This is a genomic window from Kitasatospora sp. NPDC094019, assembly GCF_044764505.1.
GTDB lineage: Bacteria > Actinomycetota > Actinomycetes > Streptomycetales > Streptomycetaceae > Kitasatospora.
In genome coordinates this window covers 835642-852897 of sequence record NZ_JBIWIF010000001.1, presented here as the reverse complement: position 1 = coordinate 852897, position 17256 = coordinate 835642, and the positions used below count along the sequence as shown (strand labels likewise).

Genomic DNA, 17256 nt, shown 5'->3' with positions numbered 1-17256 from the left:
CATGACCCAGAGCACACGGGCCACCAGGCCGACACCCGAACCCGACCTGCGGATCGGCGTCATCGGGCTTCGGCACGGAGCCCGGCACGTGCGCGGCTGGCAGCAGACCCCCGGAAGCGCGGTGACCGCACTGTGCGACCTCGCCCCGGACACCGCACGGGCACTGGCGAAGGAGGCCGCTCCGCACTGCACCGTCACCACCAGCGCGGACGAACTGCTGGCCGACCCGGCTGTGGACGCGGTCGTCGTCTCCGTCCCCAACGGCCTCCACGCAGACATCGCCCGGCGGGCACTGCTGGCCGGCAAGCACGTCGCCGTGGAGAAGCCGATCGCCACCAGCGCGGAACAGGCATCCGCCCTCGTGCGCCTGGCCGAGCAGCGCGGCCTCGTCCTGGCAGTCCTGCACGACTTCCGGGCCGACCCGGCACACTGGGCCGCCCGCGAACTCGTGCGCCGCGGCGACCTTGGGCAGGTGTACTTCGCCCGGACCCGATGGACCCGCCGCGACAACGCCCCCACCGGCTGGTACCGGCACAAGGCCCTCGCGGGCGGCGGCGTGCTGCTGGACCTCGGCACCCACCGCATCGACCTGGCCCTGTGGACGCTCGGCTTCCCCGCCGTGCGGTCCGTGAGCGCCGCCACCAGCCGGCACCTGCTGGAGCGGCGCGACGAGCCCGGCGACGTCGAGGACACCGCCGTCGGCATGCTCCACTTCGACGGCGGCGCCTGCCTCTCGGTCGACACCAGCTTCCTCGGCCCCCTCCCGCGCGCCGAGGACGTGCTGCTGGAGGTGCGCGGCACGAAGGGCTCCCTGCGAGTGGCCAACATCGGCGACTCCTACCGCGACTACGCGCTCACCGTGTTCGGGGAAGCGGGCGAGGAACAGCCCCCTGCCGGCGCCGGACTGAAGGCCGCCCCGTCGATCTACGCGGACTTCGTGGCCGCCGTCCGTGCCGGTACCGCCCCGCTGTGCCCCGGCTGGCAGGCCGCCGCCGTCGCCGACGTGATCGACCGCATGTACGCCGCCGCCGCGCAGAACGGGGACGATCATGTTCGAGCCTCCTGACGACACAGTCCTCGACCTGGACCTCGACGCCCTGTTCGGCGACCGCGGTCAGCGGCGAGCGCAAACCGAAGCCCAGGTCACCGCCGCACTCGCCGACCACGGCCTGACGGTGCACCTGATCGTGCTGTGCCACGGCACCGACACGACCCGCTTCGCCACCACCGCCCGGCTGTGCCGCGCCCTGGCCGGACTCCTGCACGCGCCCGGCGTCGACCTGAGCGTCAGCTACCAGGACGGCCCGGCACCGGGCGACCTGGCCGCCCAACTCGACGACCGGGTCCAACTGCTGGACGGCCACCGCCCACTGACCGACCCCGGCACCGGTGCCGTGCTGCCAGCCACCGGGAAGACCGAGCACCTGCTGACCTGCCTGCACCGACTACTGGCCGACGGCGGAGACGCGGCCCGCCGGTACGTAGTGTTCCTCGACAGCGACTACCTCCTCTACGACGCCGACAACGCCTTCGCCCTGTACGCGCCGTGGGCGCTCGGCTTCGGCGGTGAACGGTGCGCCGACCCCGGGTTCACCGGTGTGGAGTTCTCCAAGGGCGGCAGCCTTCGCCTGGCCGTCGCCCCGGACATCGCGAAGCAGGCCCTGGTGGGGGAGCGGACCTGGCGCTTCCTCGACCTCCTCGACGCTGCGCTGACCCGCACCGTCCCCCAGGCCCCGCCGGTCAGCGAAGTCCTGCCCACCGGGCAGCCGCCCACCCGCACCGGCCTGCTCGACGCCCTCGGCCAGACCGGATTCGCCGAGCTCGAAGCAGCGGTGGAGCAGGTCACCAAGAACGGAGGCCGCTCCTCACGGGCGCTCTCCCAGTGGCTCTCCAGCCGAAGCGAGTACGTGGTGGACCGCTGGCTGGCCCGCTTCTCCCACCTCCTCCACGGCGATCAGGGCGCCACCCTCGCTGCGTGGACGCAGATGGAACTCGCCCCCGGTTACGGCCTGGAGGTGTCGTTCCTCCTCAACGCCCTGTTCCGCCCCGGCCCGCACCGGGGGCGGATCGTCAACGCCCTGGGCCTGCCGCACGCCCACCTGCCGAAGGACGAGCCGGACAACTTCGCCCTCGGCGTCGAACTGTTCGCCCTCGTCCAGCGCCTCCGGCAGGGCATGACCAGCCGCACCACGGCGATCGGGCCGCGCCAGTCGCCCACCAAGCTCGGCTACAAGCCGGTCCTGCTCGCGCCCGTCCCGCACGCCGCCCCGGCGCTCTACCCGCCGGCGGCCACGCTGACCACCGGAGGAACCCGATGAAGCGACTCACCGTGGGTGTCCACTACACCCCGGCGCCGCGGGAGCCGATCGCCGACACCGTGCGGGCCGCCCAGGAGATCGAGGCCATGGGCTACCGCTCCCTCGCCCTGCCCGACCACCTCACCCGCCCCCACGCCACCGCCATCGCCCCGGTGCCCGACCCGCTCCTGCTGCTCGCCCGGCTCGCCGCCGACACGACCCACCTCTCGCTGGCGACGATGACGCTCCTGGACGCCTTCCGCACCCCCGAGCAGACGCTGCGCTCAGCCGCCACCCTTCAGCACATCACCGGCGGCCGCCTCGAACTCGGCGTCGGCGCCGGGTGGCAGAACGCCGACCTCGACGCCCTCCCCGCGCGCCTGCGCGCCGCCTCCGCCCGGATCGACGCCCTCGAACGCACCCTCGATCTCCTGCGCCAAGCCTGGCCGCTCGCCGACCACCCGAAGCAGCCCGACAAGGACCGAGCGCGGCTCCTTGCCGCCGAGGCCGCCCCGCCCCGCCTGATCGTCGCCGCCGGAAGCACCCGCATGCTCCACCTCGCCGCCCGCTTCGCCGACACCATCGCGCTCACCGTCCCCACCCGGCCGCGCCTCGCCGGGGCGGTGCCGACCGCCCAGTCCGTCGCCGCACAGATCGCCACGGTCCGCGCCGCCCGCCCCGGCCACCTCCCCCCGCCCGGCTTCCACCTGCAAATCCGCGAAGTCACCCCGAGGGCGTCCCACAGCGCAGACGACACCTGGTGGACCGTCGGCGGCAGTCCCTCCCGCATCACCGAAGCCCTCCAACGCCGGGCCGAGGCCGGAATCACCGACATCGCCCTGTGCACCGAGGACCTGCAGCTCCTGGAGTGGACCGCCGTCCACGTCCTGCCCCGCCTGGAACAGGCGTGACCAGCACCGTCGTCCTGTGCGGAGGGCGCGGCGCCCGCATGGGCGCGCAGGGAGCACACCGGCAGAAGACCATGAGCGACCTGTTCGGCGCACCGCTTCTGGAACACGTCCTCGCCCAGCTGTGCGCCGCCGTCCCCGACGCCACGACGATCCGCCTCCTGGCCGGCCACCGGGCCGAAGACATCGAGGCCGCCGTACCCGGCTGGCGTACCCGCATCGATCCGCGCATCCACGCCGTCCGCGAACACACCCCCGGCCCGGCCGGACTCCTCGCCGCGGCCGCCTTCCTCCCGCCGCCAGTCCTCGTCGTCTCCGGCAACGTCCTGCTGCCCTACCCGCAGTTGCTGCCCGACCTGCTGAACCGGCACGCCGCCGCCGGCCGACCGGTCGTGGCCGCCAGCTCGAACTGGCGCACCGACGGGCACCACACCGTGACCGCGCACCAGGGCCAGGTCTCCTCCTGGCACCGCGCGCCCCACCGCGCCCCAGGGCGCTACGAACTCGTCGACACCTACCTCCTCACCCCCGAGGTGTTCACCGCCATGGCGGCCGTACCCCACCCCGTCAGCCACACCCGCGCCCTCGAAGCCCTCCACCGCCAGCACGGCGGCGTGGCGTTCGCCGAGCACACCGGCGACTGGCTACACCTGCAAACCCCGGCCGACCTGGCCGTCCACCCCGACCGGAAGGACACCCTGTGCCCACCGTGATCGTCATCTCCGGACCGCCCGCCACCGGGAAGACCGCCATCGCCCGACAGCTCGCCGCCCGCCTGCGCCTGCCGCTGCTCAGCCGAGACCGGATCAAGGAACCTCTCTTCGACACCCTCGGCTGGGACGACCGCGAGCGGTCCAAGACCCTCGGGGCCGCAGCCGCCGCCGTGCTGTTCACGCTGCTCGCCGACACCCTCGCCGCCGGAGCCGACTGCATCACCGAGTCGAACTTCCGCGCCGGCCACGCAACCTCCGACTTCCGCCAGCTCCTCGGCGACACCGGCGCGCAGGTCATCCAGATCCAGTGCGTCACCGACGGTCCCACCCTGTTGGCCCGCTTCGCCGCCCGCTCCGCCTCCCCGGACCGTCACCCCGGTCACCGGGACGAACACAACGTCGCCGAATTCCACGACGAGCTGATGGCCGGACGCTACGAGCCTCTCGACCTGCCCGGCCCCGTGATCACCGCCGACACCACTGACTTCGACGCCCTCGACCTCGACGCCCTCGCCGCCCAGCTCGCCGACCTCCTCCACACCCCGTAAGTCCCCTTCCCCGACCCCCGCTGCAGAGACAGGACCCGCCCACTATGTACGCCTTACGCCTCAAGGCCCCCCAGGAGTTCGAACTCCTCGACGACGTGACCGAGCCCGTGCCCGGCCCTGGACAACTGACCGTCCGCCTCACCGCCGCCGCCCTGTGCGGCAGCGACCTGCCGAAGTGGTTCAGCACGGCCGACCCGCGGTCGGGCCGTGCCGGCTTCCCGATCCACGAGTGCGTCGGCCGCGTCGCCGACCCGGGGGACACCGGCCTGCAAGCCGGGCAGCGAGTCCTCGCGATGCCCGTCGAGGAGTGCGGGCTCGCCGAGATCTACCTCGCCGACCGCGCCGCCACCCACCCCGTCGCAACCGGCCACCTCACCGACGCCCAGGCGACGCTGATCCAGCCGCTCGCCACCGTCCTGCACGCGACCACGAAGCTCGGAGACGTCGACGGCTGCCACGTCGCCGTCCTCGGCCTGGGCCCGATCGGACTGCTCACCGCGTTCGTCCTCAGCCGCCGCGGCGCCATCGTCACCGGCGTCGACCCCGTCGCCCGCCCCCACGACCTCCTCACGGCATTCGGCATCACCCGCCACCTCCAGGACACCGCCTCTGCCTGGCCGGCCAGCAAGCACGCCGCTACGCCCGTCGACATCTGCGTCGAGGCCGTCGGCCACCAGCAGCACACCCTTCGCGACGCCATCACCATCACCCGCCACGGCGGCACGATCCTCGCCCTCGGAGTCCCCGACGACCCCGACTACTCGATCCCCTACGAGCAGTTCCTGCGCCGCAACCTCACCCTGCGGGCGAGCATCACCCCGCCCTGGCAGCAGGTCTTCGCCCCGGCCGAGACCTACCTGCACAACCACCTCGACATCCTCACCGCACTGCTGGGCAACCGAGCGTTCCCCGTCATCGGCGTCAACCGCGCCTTCCGCGCGTACGCGAACCCCGCCCCCGACCGCCTCAAGGTCGTCATCATCGCCGACGGCCGCTGGACACCCCAGGGAGGCCGTCGGTGACCGCCAGATTCGTCATGATCCGCCACGGCCGGACCACCGCGAACGCCGACGGCATCCTCATGGGGCGCAACGACGCACCGCTGCTGCCCGAAGCCCTCACCGGCGCCGCCCGACTCGGCGACGATCTTGCGCTCGACGTCGCCGCCGTCATCTACAGCAGCCCCCAGCCGCGCGCCCTGGACACGGCCCGCCGTATCAGCCGCGGCCAGTGCCCCCTGATCCCGCACGACGACCTACGCGAACGCGACTTCGGCAACTACAACGGAGCCCGCTTCAGCGACCTCGCCGACGACCCGGACTGGCCCCGCTACGACGTGAGGTACGACGCCCGCCCCAAGGGCGGGGAATCGCTACGCGACGTCGAACAGCGTCTCTTCCCCTGCCTCCTCGCCCTCCACGAAGCCCTGCCATCCCGGCAGACACTCGTCGTCGTCGGACACAGCACCTGCTGGCGGCTCGTCGAATCCGCCCTCCGCGACCGGCGGCACGACCCGCTCGACGAACCGATCCCGCTGCCTCTCGCGGTCCTCGACCACCCACGAGGCGCCCTCGCCCGGCTCCGCAACCACTGCTGAGAGCCCCCAGCCGAAGCCCCCGCCCTACGGGGCCCGACCTGAAATGACCCGCCACCCGCCACCGGGCCCGGAACGGCACCGCCCACCCCGACCCACCCCACGCCGAAAGGACGCCGTGAGCGGCGACAGGATCGACAACCGGATGAGCGGCAGCACCGTCCACGGCACTGCCGTACAGGCCGGCAGCGTCAGCGGCGGGGTGCACATCCACGCGCCAGCACCGGGGCCTCCCGCACCGCCGGTTCCCCGCCAGCTCCGCCCCGTCCCGGCCACCTGGACCGACCGGGAGGAGTCCCTCACCGCGCTCTCCACGGTGTTCAGCGCCGTACCCGATTTCGCATCCCCGCTGGCAGTGATCGACGGGCCCGGCGGGGCCGGGAAGCGCGCCCTGGCGCACCGCTGGGCCCACGCCCTCTCCGCCTCCTACCCGGACGGCCAGGTAGTGACGGACCTGCGCGCGACCGCACCCGGCGGCCCCGCGCCCACCACCGAGACCCTTCGCTCGCTCCTGCGCGTCCTCGGACACGCACCCGACGCCCGACTCCCTTGGATGCAGAACGAACTGGAGGCGATGCTCCGGTCCGTGACCGCCGGACGCCGGCTGCTGCTGGTCCTGGAGGACGCCGCGAACGCCGAACAGGTCATCCCCCTGCTGCCCGCCGGACCCAACTGCCTGGTGGTCGTGACCAGCCGCACCGCACTGCCCGGCCTCACCGCCCACGGGGCCGTCCACCACCAGCTCCGCGCGTTCGCACCGCACGCCTCCCGCGCGCTCCTCACCCGCATCCTCGGCGCAGAGCGGGCCGCCGAGGACCCGGCCGCGCTCGACCGGATCGCTGACGCCTGCGGCCACCTTCCCCGACCGCTCTCCCTGATAGCCGCCGACCTGGCCCACGCCCCGCACCACCGACTCCACGCCGCGGCCGCCGCCCTTGCCCGACCCCCGGCCGACCGGACGGACAACAGCACCGTGACCGCCGCCGACGCCGCGTACCGCGGCCTGCCGGACGACTCCGCCCGCGTCTACCGCATCCTCGCCGCCGTCCCGGCCCCCGACCTCGACGAGCACGCAACAGCCGCAGCCGCCCGGCTCCGAACCGCCGAAGCCGGAGCACACCTGCGCCTCCTCGCAGATCGCGCCCTGCTGGAAGCGGTGGGCGACGTGCCGGGGCGGGGCGCCGTGTACCGGATGCCCGCCGAGATCCGCCGGCACGCGCAGCAGCGCCTCGCCGCCCACGACGGCCCCGCAGGAGCGGCCACGGCCACGCTCTCCTACCTCGACTACCTCCTGCGGACCGCCACCCGCGCCGAACACCTCCTCGCCCCGCACCACCGCGTCCTGCCGCGCACCTACCACCACCCGCCCGGCGAGGAACTGGAGTTCACCGAACCCGGCGCCGCGCGCACCTGGATGCGCGCCCACCTGCCCGCCCTCCAACCCGCCAAGGACGCCGCCCGACGCCTCCGCAAGACCGCCTACCGCTGGCAGATCACCCACGCCTTCGGACCGCTCTGGCAGGCGGACCGGCCCGTCGACGAGTGGATCCGCCACCACGAGGACGGCCTCCGAGCGGCCCAGAGGTGCGCCGACCCCATGGCCCAGCGGGAAATGGCCAGCACCCTGGCGCTCGGCCTGACCTACGCCCAGCGGTACGACGAGGCACTGGAGCAGTACCGCCTCGCCCTCGACCTCGCCCGGATGACCGGCGACCGGGAAGGGATCGCCCAGTACACCGCCGGACTCGGATCCGTCCTCTACGACGCCGGCCGCCTCGTCCTCGCAGAGCCCTACGTCACCGCGGCGATCGACCTCTACGACGGGCTCGGCCAGCCCCGAGGGGCCGCGCTCGCCCGCACCATGGGCGGCTCGATCGCCGCCACCAGACGAGACTTCGACACCGCGCACCAACTGCTCGACCGCGCCCGCCGCGACCTTCTCGCTCTACCCGCGCCGGACCTGCGCAACGCCGCCCGCGCCCTGGCCCGCAGCGGCGAGGCCCACTCCCTGCAAGGCGACCACAGCCCGGCCCGGAACCTGCTCCTCCAGGCCCGTGAGGAGTTCACCGCCGTGCCCGACGGCCACTGGGCCGCCCGGGTCACCGAGTACCTCGGACAGGCCGAGGCCCGAGCCGGCCACCACGACCGGGCCGCCGAACGGTACCGGGAAAGCCTCGACCTCTACCGGGCACTGAGCAGCACCCGCGACATCAACCGCCTCCGCCACCACCTCCGGGCAACACCGTGACCCGCCCCGCAGGCCCGGCCCGCCCGCACGCCCGCAGCCCGCCGACGCCGCACGGCCAGCAACCCAGCCCCCCAATCACCCGATCCAGGAGACCAACGTGACCACCACGGCCCAGCCGACCCAGTCCCTCGCCGCCATGCACCAGGACTTCCTGGTCCTCGCCGAAGCCAGCACCGACCACCGCGCGTTCCAGCCCGGGATCATCTGGGGCGAACTGCAGACCGCCGACTACATCCGCGCGACGTACGCCCGTCTGCGCCGCGTGCTGGACATCAGCGACGAGGAGATCGACGCCGCCGTCATCACCCGCCTCGCCCGCGGCCGCCTGCTCGGCCAGGACAACCGCGCCTTCCACGTCCTGCTCGGCGAGCACGCCATCACGTCCGTCGTCGGCGGCGCCGACGTCATGCGCGCCCAGCTGCACCACCTGCTGGACCACCTCGACACCCCGCACCTGCGCCTGGGCATCATCCCCGCCGCCGCCGAGCTGGAGGCGACGCTCCCCGGCGGCTTCGCCATCTACAACGGCGTTCGCGTCGAGATCGACAGCCTCGCCGGCCCCCAGACCATCACCGAAATGCCGCGCATCCAGCGGTTCACGGCAACGTTCGACCTGCTGGCCAGGTCCGCCGTCTACGGCCCGGACGCCCGCGCGCTCATCGAAACCGCCCACGACCGGATCTGACCACCAGGCTCCGCGACGAAGGGCCGCCAATCATGACCACCGCCCCGCCCGTCGGACGGGCGCGCGGACCGCCGCCCCGCCGCCCGCGAGCCCCGTGCAACTCGACGGACGGCTCGCTCCGCAGCACGACACGTCGATCAACCGAATCCGATCACCAGAGGAAAAACCCGTGTCTCTCCGCACCCGCATCATCACCCTCGCGGTCGCCGCCGCCATAGGCGTTCTCACCGCCCCTGCCGCCGTCGCCGCACCCACCGACGTCGCGATCTGGGCGGCCCCCGCGACGTCCGACATCGCGATCTGGACCGCGCCGTCGGCATCCGAGATCCCGATCTGGGTGACTCCGGCGTCCGTCTAGGCTCCGCCTGGGGAGAGCGCCCCGGACACCGGAGGGCGCTGAACACGCCGTCCCGGGAGCGAAACGCGCACGTGCTGCTCCCGGGACGGCAGCGGCCCGTCGGACCGTTCAGTAGACCTTGGCAGCTGCCCGGCCCATTCGGCCTACTGAGGGGGCTGGTTGCGGACCGGCTCGATCGCGGCCGGGTCGAACACCAAGTGCCGTACCGGGGCGCTGTCGTCGAGGGAGGCTCGGAGGGTCACCGTCCAGCTGCTGCCGTCGGAGGGTTGGTGCCAGGCGAGAAGGCGCGCAAGGTGCCAGCCTCCATCCGCCGCCACCCATACCGGGAGCCACGGCGCGGGTGTGGTGTGGAGCGCGCCGGGCTTCGGGGCCTCGACCTCGTCGGCATCACGGCCGGGCGGGCCAGCCGGGGGAGCCAGCTCGACGATCGTCCTCGGGTCGAAGCGCAGCACCGCCCGGTCCTGCTTCGGATCCGGGCCCCACGTGACGCCCGCCTCCCACCACGCCGGCGGCCCGGGATGCGGAATCCAGCGGTCGAGGATCCCGACGCGCCACCGGCCGTCGGCACGCAGGGAGGCTGCCCGCCACGCTGCCCGAGCGGCGGGCTGCCCCTGACCGCCGGGCGGTGTGGGCACAGGTACGGGCGTAGGCGGCTTCACCACTCCATGATCGGCCATGGACGGCCCCACCCGGGCATCGCTGCCCCGATGGACGGAGGACGCTTCTCCCCGCAGGGACAGCCTCGCGAAGCGGCCTCCGGATACGCCGTCGGGGTGGTCCTGTATTCGGGCAGCGGTCGACCGGGTACGGCCCACCATGTCCGGCCCGCGACAGTCGCGCGGGCCTCCACAACCGGGAGGTCGACCAGTGCCCTTCGCCATGAGCAAGGCCGAGCGAGAAGGCTTTCTGGCCGCTCCGCACGTCGGGGTACTTGCCGTCAGCGGCGATGGGTCTGAACCCGGCAGGGGCCTGCTCGCCGTGCCGATCTGGTACACCTACCAACCCGGAGGGCTGATCACCGTCATCACCGGCCGTGACTCGGCGAAGGCCCACCTGATCACGAACGTCGGCAGGTTCGCACTCTGCGCGCAGCAGGAGGAGCCGCCCTGCCGGTACGTGAGCGTCGAAGGCCCCGTCGTCTCGATCGAGGACCGCGTCGACCCCGCCGAGCGCGCCGCGATGGCCCACCGCTACATGCCGCCCGCCATCGCCGACGCATACCTGGCGGCGACGACCGAGCAACTCGCTGAGGACGTCACCATCCGGATGAGGCCCGAGCGGTGGAACAGCGCCGACTTCGCCGCAGTAGCCGCCCGGTTCGCGAGCGACCCCACTGCACGGCACGAGCAGGTCGGCGGGGCGCCCGCTCAGGCCCAGCGGTAGACGGCCCCAAGAGCTGGTGGGTGTATCCCGCTGCGCCGAGCCGCTGAGGCTGTCGCCTTGACGGGACGGGCGGGACCCGAGGAAGACAGAGCAGGTCAGCAAACCCTCCGCAGAAAGCTCGGCGTCGGGCACGAACCGCCCTCTTGCGCCAGGAGTTGATCGCCCGGATACTCGCGCTGACACCACTCCGGGGGGACACAGTGGATCTTGTTCAATTGGCCGAGAGGTCGGCGGCCGTCACAGGGGACTTCCTGGTGGCCACAGCCACCGGAGCCGCACACCAGGCCGGTTCGGCCGTCGGGAGCGCGGTCGCGCAGCTGGTGACGGGGCGGCTCGGCATCGATCCGGCCACAGCCCAGGCGGTTCCGGCCCTCCAGGCCGCTCCGGCCGACGCGCAGCGGCGGTCGGAACTCGCGGCCGCCCTGAGGGAGGTCCTCGTCCAGGACCCCGCCTTCGCGGGGACCCTGGCCGAGGCGGTCCGGACGGTGGATCGGAACGTGCACGTGATGGCGTCCGGCCAGGACAGCTTTGTCCAGGTCGACTCGCCCGTCACCGCCTCGGGCCGGGGTGTGGCCGTCGGCCGCGACCAGCACAACAACACCAAGGTCACGAAGCAGGGCACCCTGTGGATCGCGGCGCTCGTCGCGGTGGTGGTGGTCGGCGGTGGGACGACGCTCGTGGTGACCCGGGACGACCCCGCCGGCAGCCCGCGGAAGCAGGCCGAGAAGGTGGCCGTCGACTGGGCCCGGGCCGTGACGGTCAAGGACATCGAGACCATGTGCGGGCTCACCACCGGCAGCGACAGCGGGATTTCCGACTGCCGGAGCAAGGAGAGGATAAGCCAGGCAAAGGCGGAGGCGGCGAGCGATCCGCCCTCGGACCAGAGGATCAACTCCGCCAAGGAGTGGAAGGTCGAATCGTCGGAACTGCCCAGTGACAACACCGCCCGGGTGACGGTCGTCATGAGGAAGAACCTCAGCGGCGCGGAAGAGCAACACCTAAACGTCGAGCTGACCCGTCGGGGCGGCGAATGGCTGGTCATCGACGCGAACTCTGCCGATTGACACACAGGGCGAGCCGCCGTGTGGGAGTGCAGCTGTTCACAGGGCCAGGGGAGTGCTCAGCTCGGAGCTGGGCAGGACCGGCTCGGTGAGTGTCCGCCATAGGAGTGTCCGAAACGCCCGATCGGACACTCACTGGCGGAGAGGAGACCGTCTCAAGTCAGGCTGCTGCCATCAGCATCCAAACCGAGCTCGGCCCACCACGACGTCTCCTGCTCTGTCGGCTGCTCTTCCCACTCGCGGACGCGGTCCCGGTGAACGGCCGGACCCGTCCCGTCGGCGTGCTCCCGGTGGCCGCGCGGCCGATAGCAGCGCCCGCTGTCCCGGCCTTCGTGGCCGCAGGAGGGCCACAGCCCGAGGTGGGGAATCATGCGGAGACGATAGAGCACAACGGCCCGGAGCGGTTACTAGTTCTTTGGCACAAGTATCGCTACGGCACACAGTGTGGCGCTTCCGTCGAGGACGGGCCAGGATGCGGAATGATCTCCAGGGTTCAAAATGGGACAGCTTCCCCCAGTCGCGATGATGTCCATGATGGCCATGACGACGTTGGAACCATCAGGCCAGCTCGGCTTCTTGCAGTCAGCCACGGTCGACAGAAACCCCGTATAGCTCTGATAGTTGGCTGTGTATGCGTAGAAGCATGAACCCTTTGTGAACTGTCGCTCCATGCAGAGCACGGTCACAGACCCGTCGCGATTCATGTATTGGTAGCGAGAGCGGCCGTTGCCCGAAGGGCAACTCACCTTGGATTTTGCCACAAGACTCACCCGATTGTAGGCAGAGTACCCGCGACAGTCCACGGTTGCAGGTAGCCGGCGGTTCCATTCCCCGAGTCCCGTGTCGAAGAAGCTCAGACAGTCCCCGATCCGAATGGCGGCGATGGCGACGTCGTCGGGGTCGGGCGGATCGCTGGGTGTCGGGGCAGGTGGCGCAGGGCTGGGCGTCGGCGCGATCGTGACGGTCGGAGCCGGGAGTGGATCGGATTGGTGCCAGGAATTTTCGGAGCTTACCGAAGAAGTCGACGGACTGGGCTTGATGATGGTATTGACCAGTTCGTCACCGATTGGAGTCCAGAGGAGCAGCACTACGATCAGCCCGATAAACAGCCCGACACCAATCGGGATGGTGACGTGAAAATGCTGATCGCGACCGGCTTGGAGGAGACGCGCATCATCGCGGACTCTGCCGTCGAGGTTCACGTGACTGGTGTCGCTGCGTGAGCGATCGGGGTCAGGCGGAGACCCCTGAAGGGGCACGGGTCACCCCTCGGTGATGTGCATGTCTCCAGCGGACTGGAAGGCGCGTCCCTGGCCAGAGACGATAGCGTTCATCGTGACTGAGTTCTGGCGTCCAGGGGACGCCAGCGGTCCCGTCAGCTCCTCCACGAGGTCCCGGAGTAGTGCGGACGCGCTCGGGTCCGAGGTAAGAAGGCGTCCCAATCGGGCTCGCCACTCGTCGATGATGGCTTGCTCGATGTCTTCGTTGCCCTCGCTGCGTGCAAGGGCCGCCTCCTCACGGGCCTCGGCGAGCTCGGAAACGACAGCCTCGGCGCGCTCAGGGTGCCGCCGTCGCCAGATGTCTCCCACCGCGGTACGGATCCGCTCCCACGCGCTACCGGTCATGTGCTGGACCATCGCCGTAGCGGCGACGCTTGCCAGCGTGCCCATCTCTGCATCCATGCTGTTCCCCCGCTGCTATGGACCTGCTGTAAAGGTGCCCCGTCCGCCCGCCCCGGACACGTCACCACCGACGTGATATCACGACCGCATTGGCCGAGCAAGTTCCCTGCACGCGAAGGGACTTGATGTCTCTAAAAACGGTGTGCCTCCTTCCGGGTGCTGTCGTGGAGGCGCCTGCCAAAAGGCCGGATGAGGAATCGCACTGACCAGCTGCGGGCACCTGCCGGGGATAGTGGCCAGCTCGGCTACCCTGACCAGCGAAAACCGCTCGCTGTAGTTCTGGGGGACCTGTGTACCGCCGCTCCGTCACGTCGATACTTCTGGGCGCTGCCCTCATCGGCAGTCTCAACGCCTGCGCAGCCACCCCTACGACCACGGCCGCGGCCAGTGCAACACCGAACGGTAGCCCGTCCGTCGATGCCCGATCGGTGCCCTGCCCGAAGCAGGCGTGGCCGCAGCCGATTCCGGCGCGGGCGGTTGGCAACTTCGTCCACTACGCGATGGTCGGAGAGCTGGACTGCTTCAACGTCACGAAGGCGCTGGCGCCGGACGGGCACGACGTCCTCGACGACGACCTGTCGGCGACCCAGAAGTTCGTCATCGTCAAGATCACCCCTGACGTCGGCACGTTGGTCGGGATGGACGACGAGGTCGTTCTCACCGTCGACACGCACATGCCCGGAGCCAGCTCCAAGTAGAAGACGGCATCCGGAGCAGGGGCCGGGGTGTCGTTCGCGGTTCCTAGGCTCGGATCATGACCACCCCCACCGACCCCAGCTCCGGCATGCCCGCGCCCGGCGGCATCGTTTCCGTCGTCGAGCGCCTGCTTCTGTCCGACGAGGAAGTGCGGATCAGTCAGCCTGGCCCGCAGATCTTCGACCCCAACACTGGCCAGTACGTGCCCGGCCCCGATGTCGTCGCCTACGAGGGGCCCGGCCTTCACCGCGCGTCCGGCGGGCCCGGAGTCGTGCTGCGCCTGGAAGGCCAGCCGTACAAGGACGACGGCGACGGCCGGTACCTGCTGTTCACGCCGCTGTCCGCGCCCGTCGCGGCCGAGGGCGCCACGGTGACCATCGTGAAGAGCGCGGATCCGGCCGCGGTCGGCCGTACCTTCAAGGTCCTCGACCCGGGCGAGACCGGCGGCATGTCGGTCCTGCGGACGACGTGGATGCGCATCGAGAAGACGGGCGGTGCCGCCGCGTGAGCACCCCCACCGTGCCTGTCGACCTTGAGGCGGTCCAGCACACCCTGGAGACGACCGTGATGGTCGACGAGGTGAGGATCAGCCGGCCGACCGGCACCCCGCCGCTGGACGTCGAAACCGGGCTGGTGGGGCCCGCCCCGACGGTCGCGGTGTGGCAGGGCGCCGGGGCCGTGCTCTCCGCCCACGGCCTCGCCGCGGTCGAGCACCTGGTCGGCGGCCGGTGGCTGGAGGACACCGCCAGCTGGTACGGGCTCGTCACCCCGCTCGCTGCGCCGCTCCCGCAGCGCGGTGACCTGGTCACCGTCGTCGCGGCGAAGACCCCGACCGCTGGCACGGTCGGCCGCGCGTGGCAGGCCCTCGACCCGGGAGAAGCCAGCACCGTCGCCGTCGCCAGGATCACCCGCCTCGACGAGATCGTCTCCCCGTAGCCGCTCGGGGGTTCGACAGGTGTCCAACTCCTGTCGAACCCCCGACGCCGTACCGTACGGGCATGGATCCGATCCGCGCCGAGGCGGAAGCCGCCTTGGTCACCCTCCGCGAACTAATCAGGCACGTAGTCGACTTGGAGCAGGTCTACAGGTCGAGTCCGGCGCTCAGGCGATCGTCTGACATCGGCACCGCCCGCGAACTGGCCTTGAAGGCCGTGGTGGAGGCGGTTCTCCCCGAGTTCACGGTGCTCCACCAGGCATGCATTCACGATCAGGAGAGCGACAAGTTCTACGATGAGCACGACCTTGTCGTTGCTGACCCCCGGGTCGACAGCCACCTAACCCTGCCGGACGGTCGGCGAGTATGGATCGACCCCCGAGGTGTGCACGCAGTGATCGAGGTCAAGAGCACGCTCACCACGACAGAGCTGACGAAGGCCCTCGACCACGTCGCTCGTGTCCAGCGCGCCGCACGCCGTGCTATCGGCGAGGTCCGCCTCAACTACCAGGCAGGTGACGGGACCACGCTCCCGTACATCCCGATCCGTGCAGGGATCTTCGCCTTTCGCAGCCGCCTATCCCTGGCGACGGTCTCCGAGCGGGTTACCCAGTGGGCCGTCGGACGGCCCCCCGGGGACTGGCCCCAGTTCGTGACGGTCCTGGACCGAGGTCACCTGAGCTGGTGGAACCTGGCTACCAGCGGACGGCTGCCCTGGCCTCATCCGGGCGACAAGCTATTTCGGCAGGAGCATCACCCCGGGAAGACCGACGAGACCGCGCCGCTCGCCGCCATGGCCTCACACCTGGACAGCCTCGTGGAGGTGTTCCACGTCCCGGGAACGAAGCCCGGACGGCGAAGCCGGCGAATTCCCTACGGGGTTGGCACCGGAATCCCCGTGCTTCCAGAAGGAGTTAGCGATCCGCAGCGGGAGTGCCCTCATCTCTGTGCGAATTGCGCAGAGCATGGTCGGATGTCGTTCGACGAGCAGCAGCGGTCCTGACCGCACGGGACTATGGGGCGGTGTCCGTCCCAGCTCCTAGGCTCGGGGCATGACCCCCACCATCTCTCCCGAGCTGCGGCATGTTCGCATCCAGGCCGTCGGCCCGACCGCGCGCCTGGAGATCGACGGTCGCGACATCGCCGACTACGTCGCCTCCTACCAGCTCCACCACACCGCCGGCGGGGCGCCGGAACTCCAGCTGCTGCTACGCCCGTCCGCTGACCCCGCATTCGAAGGCGCCGCCCGCGTCGTCGTCGGCGAGGCTCCTGATCCGGGCCCGGCCGCCGCCGCGTTCATCGCCGCTCTCGACCCGCAGGAGACCGAGCGAGCCGTCCTCGCCCGGCATGACCTTCTCGACGGCGAACCGCACGAGCTGACCCGGGCCCTGCTCACCCAGCTCACCGAGTGGGCTCTCGGGGTGCGGCAGCCTGGCGAGCGGCAGCCGGTGGCTGGCTGATGGCGCAGGTCACCAGCAACGCCGGGCTGCTCGCCGCGCGGCTGGAGTCGCGGGCCGCCGTTGCCGCTCCGGCAGCCGCTGCCGTGGTGCGCCACCACGCGATGCTCCTGGAGACCGCGATCAAGGCGGCCGCGTCCGGGCGCCCGGGCCCGGACGTGCAGACCGGCGACTACCGCAGGTCTTGGGGCACCGAAGTACGCGCCACGGCGACCGGGGCAGAGGCGATCGTCGGGTCCAACCGGCCGCAGGCCGCCCGGCTGGAGAACGGGTTCACAGGTGCGGACAGTCTCGGCCGGGTCTACCACCAGCCACCCCTCCCGCACGTCGGCCCTGCCGTTGAGCGAGTCGAGCCCCTGTTCGTCGCGGCGATGGCCCGCGTCGCTGAGGAGGTGGCGGCGGGATGAGCCGACTCACCGACGACATCCACCAGGCCGTGGCCGGGGTGCTGCGAGCGCACGGTGCCGGGCTGCTGTCCCGGGCCCTCCTCGTCCTGGAGGCCGTGGACGAGGAGACGGGAGAGCTGGGGCTTTACGTCGAGGCGTCGCCGGCGGACATGCCGATGTGGGACCGGGCGGGGCTGCTGCGCTACGCCGACCTCGACCTGGCCGGGCAGGTCACCGCGTGCCGGATCGGTGACGCCAACGCCGACGAAGACGAAGTGGAGGACGAGTAGATGCCCGTTCAGGGAC

Annotated in this window: 22 protein-coding genes; 19 read left to right on the top strand and 3 right to left on the bottom strand. The window is 71.4% G+C overall.

Features of this window, described 5'->3' with window-relative positions; genetic code table 11:
* Position 1 precedes the first annotated feature (1 nt).
* The 10 genes from ACIQ9P_RS03960 (at position 2) to ACIQ9P_RS03915 (ending at position 9351) form a co-directional block, all read left to right on the top strand.
* On the top strand, positions 2–1066 hold the full coding sequence (locus tag ACIQ9P_RS03960; protein WP_402349212.1) for a Gfo/Idh/MocA family protein: 1065 nt from the start codon (positions 2–4) through the stop codon (positions 1064–1066).
* Positions 1050–2318, top strand: coding sequence for a hypothetical protein (locus ACIQ9P_RS03955; RefSeq protein ID WP_402349209.1), 1269 nt, complete (start codon positions 1050–1052; stop codon positions 2316–2318). Before ACIQ9P_RS03960 ends, ACIQ9P_RS03955 begins: the two co-directional genes overlap by 17 nt.
* Entirely contained in the window at positions 2315–3208 is an 894-nt protein-coding gene (locus tag ACIQ9P_RS03950; RefSeq protein WP_402349206.1) for an LLM class flavin-dependent oxidoreductase, read from the top strand. The genes ACIQ9P_RS03955 and ACIQ9P_RS03950 overlap by 4 nt, the downstream gene beginning before the upstream one ends.
* Complete coding sequence (locus ACIQ9P_RS03945; protein ID WP_402349203.1) at positions 3205–3918, top strand: NDP-sugar synthase; 714 nt, start codon at positions 3205–3207, stop codon at positions 3916–3918. Before ACIQ9P_RS03950 ends, ACIQ9P_RS03945 begins: the two co-directional genes overlap by 4 nt.
* Positions 3906–4466 (top strand): AAA family ATPase, encoded by a 561-nt coding sequence (locus ACIQ9P_RS03940; protein ID WP_402349200.1) that lies wholly within the window; start codon positions 3906–3908, stop codon positions 4464–4466. Before ACIQ9P_RS03945 ends, ACIQ9P_RS03940 begins: the two co-directional genes overlap by 13 nt.
* Positions 4467–4510: 44 nt before the next feature.
* Positions 4511–5488, top strand: a complete 978-nt coding sequence (locus ACIQ9P_RS03935) for a zinc-binding dehydrogenase (protein WP_402349197.1) — start codon at positions 4511–4513, stop codon at positions 5486–5488.
* Entirely contained in the window at positions 5485–6063 is a 579-nt protein-coding gene (locus ACIQ9P_RS03930; protein WP_402349195.1) for a histidine phosphatase family protein, read from the top strand. Before ACIQ9P_RS03935 ends, ACIQ9P_RS03930 begins: the two co-directional genes overlap by 4 nt.
* 115 nt (positions 6064–6178) lie before the next feature.
* The gene (locus tag ACIQ9P_RS03925) at positions 6179–8308 is read left to right on the top strand and encodes a tetratricopeptide repeat protein (RefSeq protein ID WP_402349192.1); all 2130 of its coding nucleotides are present in this window, start codon (positions 6179–6181) and stop codon (positions 8306–8308) included.
* Between the two features lie 97 nt (positions 8309–8405).
* Positions 8406–8993: a DUF5753 domain-containing protein gene (locus ACIQ9P_RS03920; RefSeq protein ID WP_402349190.1), complete on the top strand. Its 588-nt coding sequence runs from the start codon at positions 8406–8408 to the stop codon at positions 8991–8993.
* A 169-nt stretch (positions 8994–9162) separates the two neighbouring features.
* Positions 9163–9351, top strand: a complete 189-nt coding sequence (locus ACIQ9P_RS03915; protein ID WP_402349187.1) for a hypothetical protein — start codon at positions 9163–9165, stop codon at positions 9349–9351.
* Between the two features lie 143 nt (positions 9352–9494).
* On the opposite strand, the gene ACIQ9P_RS03910 is transcribed toward ACIQ9P_RS03915, so the two are convergent.
* Complete coding sequence (locus ACIQ9P_RS03910) at positions 9495–9803, bottom strand: hypothetical protein (protein ID WP_402349184.1); 309 nt, start codon at positions 9801–9803, stop codon at positions 9495–9497.
* Between the two features lie 415 nt (positions 9804–10218).
* Here ACIQ9P_RS03910 and ACIQ9P_RS03905 point away from each other — a divergent pair, with 415 nt between their 5' ends.
* Together ACIQ9P_RS03905 and ACIQ9P_RS03900 are read left to right on the top strand one after the other, a co-directional pair.
* A complete protein-coding gene (locus tag ACIQ9P_RS03905) occupies positions 10219–10734 on the top strand; it encodes a pyridoxamine 5'-phosphate oxidase family protein (protein WP_402349181.1) in 516 nt (171 codons plus the stop codon).
* A gap of 254 nt (positions 10735–10988) precedes the next feature.
* Positions 10989–11798 carry a hypothetical protein gene (locus ACIQ9P_RS03900; protein ID WP_402349178.1) on the top strand — a complete coding sequence of 270 codons (810 nt, stop codon included), beginning with the start codon at positions 10989–10991 and terminating at the stop codon, positions 11796–11798.
* A 404-nt stretch (positions 11799–12202) separates the two neighbouring features.
* Here the strand turns inward: ACIQ9P_RS03900 and ACIQ9P_RS03895 are convergent, their stop codons facing one another.
* Positions 12203–12997, bottom strand: coding sequence for a hypothetical protein (locus ACIQ9P_RS03895; RefSeq protein WP_402349175.1), 795 nt, complete (start codon positions 12995–12997; stop codon positions 12203–12205).
* A gap of 60 nt (positions 12998–13057) precedes the next feature.
* Positions 13058–13477, bottom strand: a complete 420-nt coding sequence (locus ACIQ9P_RS03890) for a hypothetical protein (RefSeq protein ID WP_402349172.1) — start codon at positions 13475–13477, stop codon at positions 13058–13060.
* A gap of 428 nt (positions 13478–13905) precedes the next feature.
* Here ACIQ9P_RS03890 and ACIQ9P_RS03885 point away from each other — a divergent pair, with 428 nt between their 5' ends.
* The 7 genes from ACIQ9P_RS03885 (at position 13906) to ACIQ9P_RS03855 (ending at position 17240) form a co-directional block, all read left to right on the top strand.
* Complete coding sequence (locus ACIQ9P_RS03885) at positions 13906–14175, top strand: hypothetical protein (protein WP_402349169.1); 270 nt, start codon at positions 13906–13908, stop codon at positions 14173–14175.
* 56 nt (positions 14176–14231) lie between these two features.
* Entirely contained in the window at positions 14232–14681 is a 450-nt protein-coding gene (locus ACIQ9P_RS03880) for a DUF6093 family protein (protein WP_402349166.1), read from the top strand.
* Positions 14682–14692: 11 nt separating this feature from the next.
* Positions 14693–15109, top strand: a complete 417-nt coding sequence (locus tag ACIQ9P_RS03875; protein ID WP_402349163.1) for a DUF6093 family protein — start codon at positions 14693–14695, stop codon at positions 15107–15109.
* Positions 15110–15171: 62 nt separating this feature from the next.
* Complete coding sequence (locus ACIQ9P_RS03870) at positions 15172–16110, top strand: DUF6602 domain-containing protein (RefSeq protein ID WP_402349160.1); 939 nt, start codon at positions 15172–15174, stop codon at positions 16108–16110.
* A 49-nt stretch (positions 16111–16159) separates the two neighbouring features.
* On the top strand, positions 16160–16567 hold the full coding sequence (locus ACIQ9P_RS03865) for a hypothetical protein (RefSeq protein WP_402349157.1): 408 nt from the start codon (positions 16160–16162) through the stop codon (positions 16565–16567).
* On the top strand, positions 16567–16971 hold the full coding sequence (locus ACIQ9P_RS03860) for a hypothetical protein (protein WP_402349155.1): 405 nt from the start codon (positions 16567–16569) through the stop codon (positions 16969–16971). Before ACIQ9P_RS03865 ends, ACIQ9P_RS03860 begins: the two co-directional genes overlap by 1 nt.
* Entirely contained in the window at positions 16968–17240 is a 273-nt protein-coding gene (locus ACIQ9P_RS03855; protein ID WP_402349152.1) for a hypothetical protein, read from the top strand. Before ACIQ9P_RS03860 ends, ACIQ9P_RS03855 begins: the two co-directional genes overlap by 4 nt.
* The last annotated feature ends 16 nt before the right edge of the window (positions 17241–17256 follow it).

What these genes read in the sequence shown, in the direction of transcription:
- ACIQ9P_RS03935 (WP_402349197.1), top strand. Translation starts at nt 4,511, where the DNA reads ATGTACGCCTTACGCCTCAAGGCCCCCCAGGAGTTCGAACTCCTCGAC.
- ACIQ9P_RS03950 (WP_402349206.1), top strand. Translation starts at nt 2,315, where the DNA reads ATGAAGCGACTCACCGTGGGTGTCCACTACACCCCGGCGCCGCGGGAG.
- ACIQ9P_RS03855 (WP_402349152.1), top strand. Translation starts at nt 16,968, where the DNA reads ATGAGCCGACTCACCGACGACATCCACCAGGCCGTGGCCGGGGTGCTG.
- ACIQ9P_RS03890 (WP_402349172.1), bottom strand. Translation starts at nt 13,477, where the DNA reads ATGGATGCAGAGATGGGCACGCTGGCAAGCGTCGCCGCTACGGCGATG.
- ACIQ9P_RS03955 (WP_402349209.1), top strand. Translation starts at nt 1,050, where the DNA reads ATGTTCGAGCCTCCTGACGACACAGTCCTCGACCTGGACCTCGACGCC.
- ACIQ9P_RS03865 (WP_402349157.1), top strand. Translation starts at nt 16,160, where the DNA reads ATGACCCCCACCATCTCTCCCGAGCTGCGGCATGTTCGCATCCAGGCC.
- ACIQ9P_RS03860 (WP_402349155.1), top strand. Translation starts at nt 16,567, where the DNA reads ATGGCGCAGGTCACCAGCAACGCCGGGCTGCTCGCCGCGCGGCTGGAG.
- ACIQ9P_RS03870 (WP_402349160.1), top strand. Translation starts at nt 15,172, where the DNA reads ATGGATCCGATCCGCGCCGAGGCGGAAGCCGCCTTGGTCACCCTCCGC.
- ACIQ9P_RS03960 (WP_402349212.1), top strand. Translation starts at nt 2, where the DNA reads ATGACCCAGAGCACACGGGCCACCAGGCCGACACCCGAACCCGACCTG.
- ACIQ9P_RS03880 (WP_402349166.1), top strand. Translation starts at nt 14,232, where the DNA reads ATGACCACCCCCACCGACCCCAGCTCCGGCATGCCCGCGCCCGGCGGC.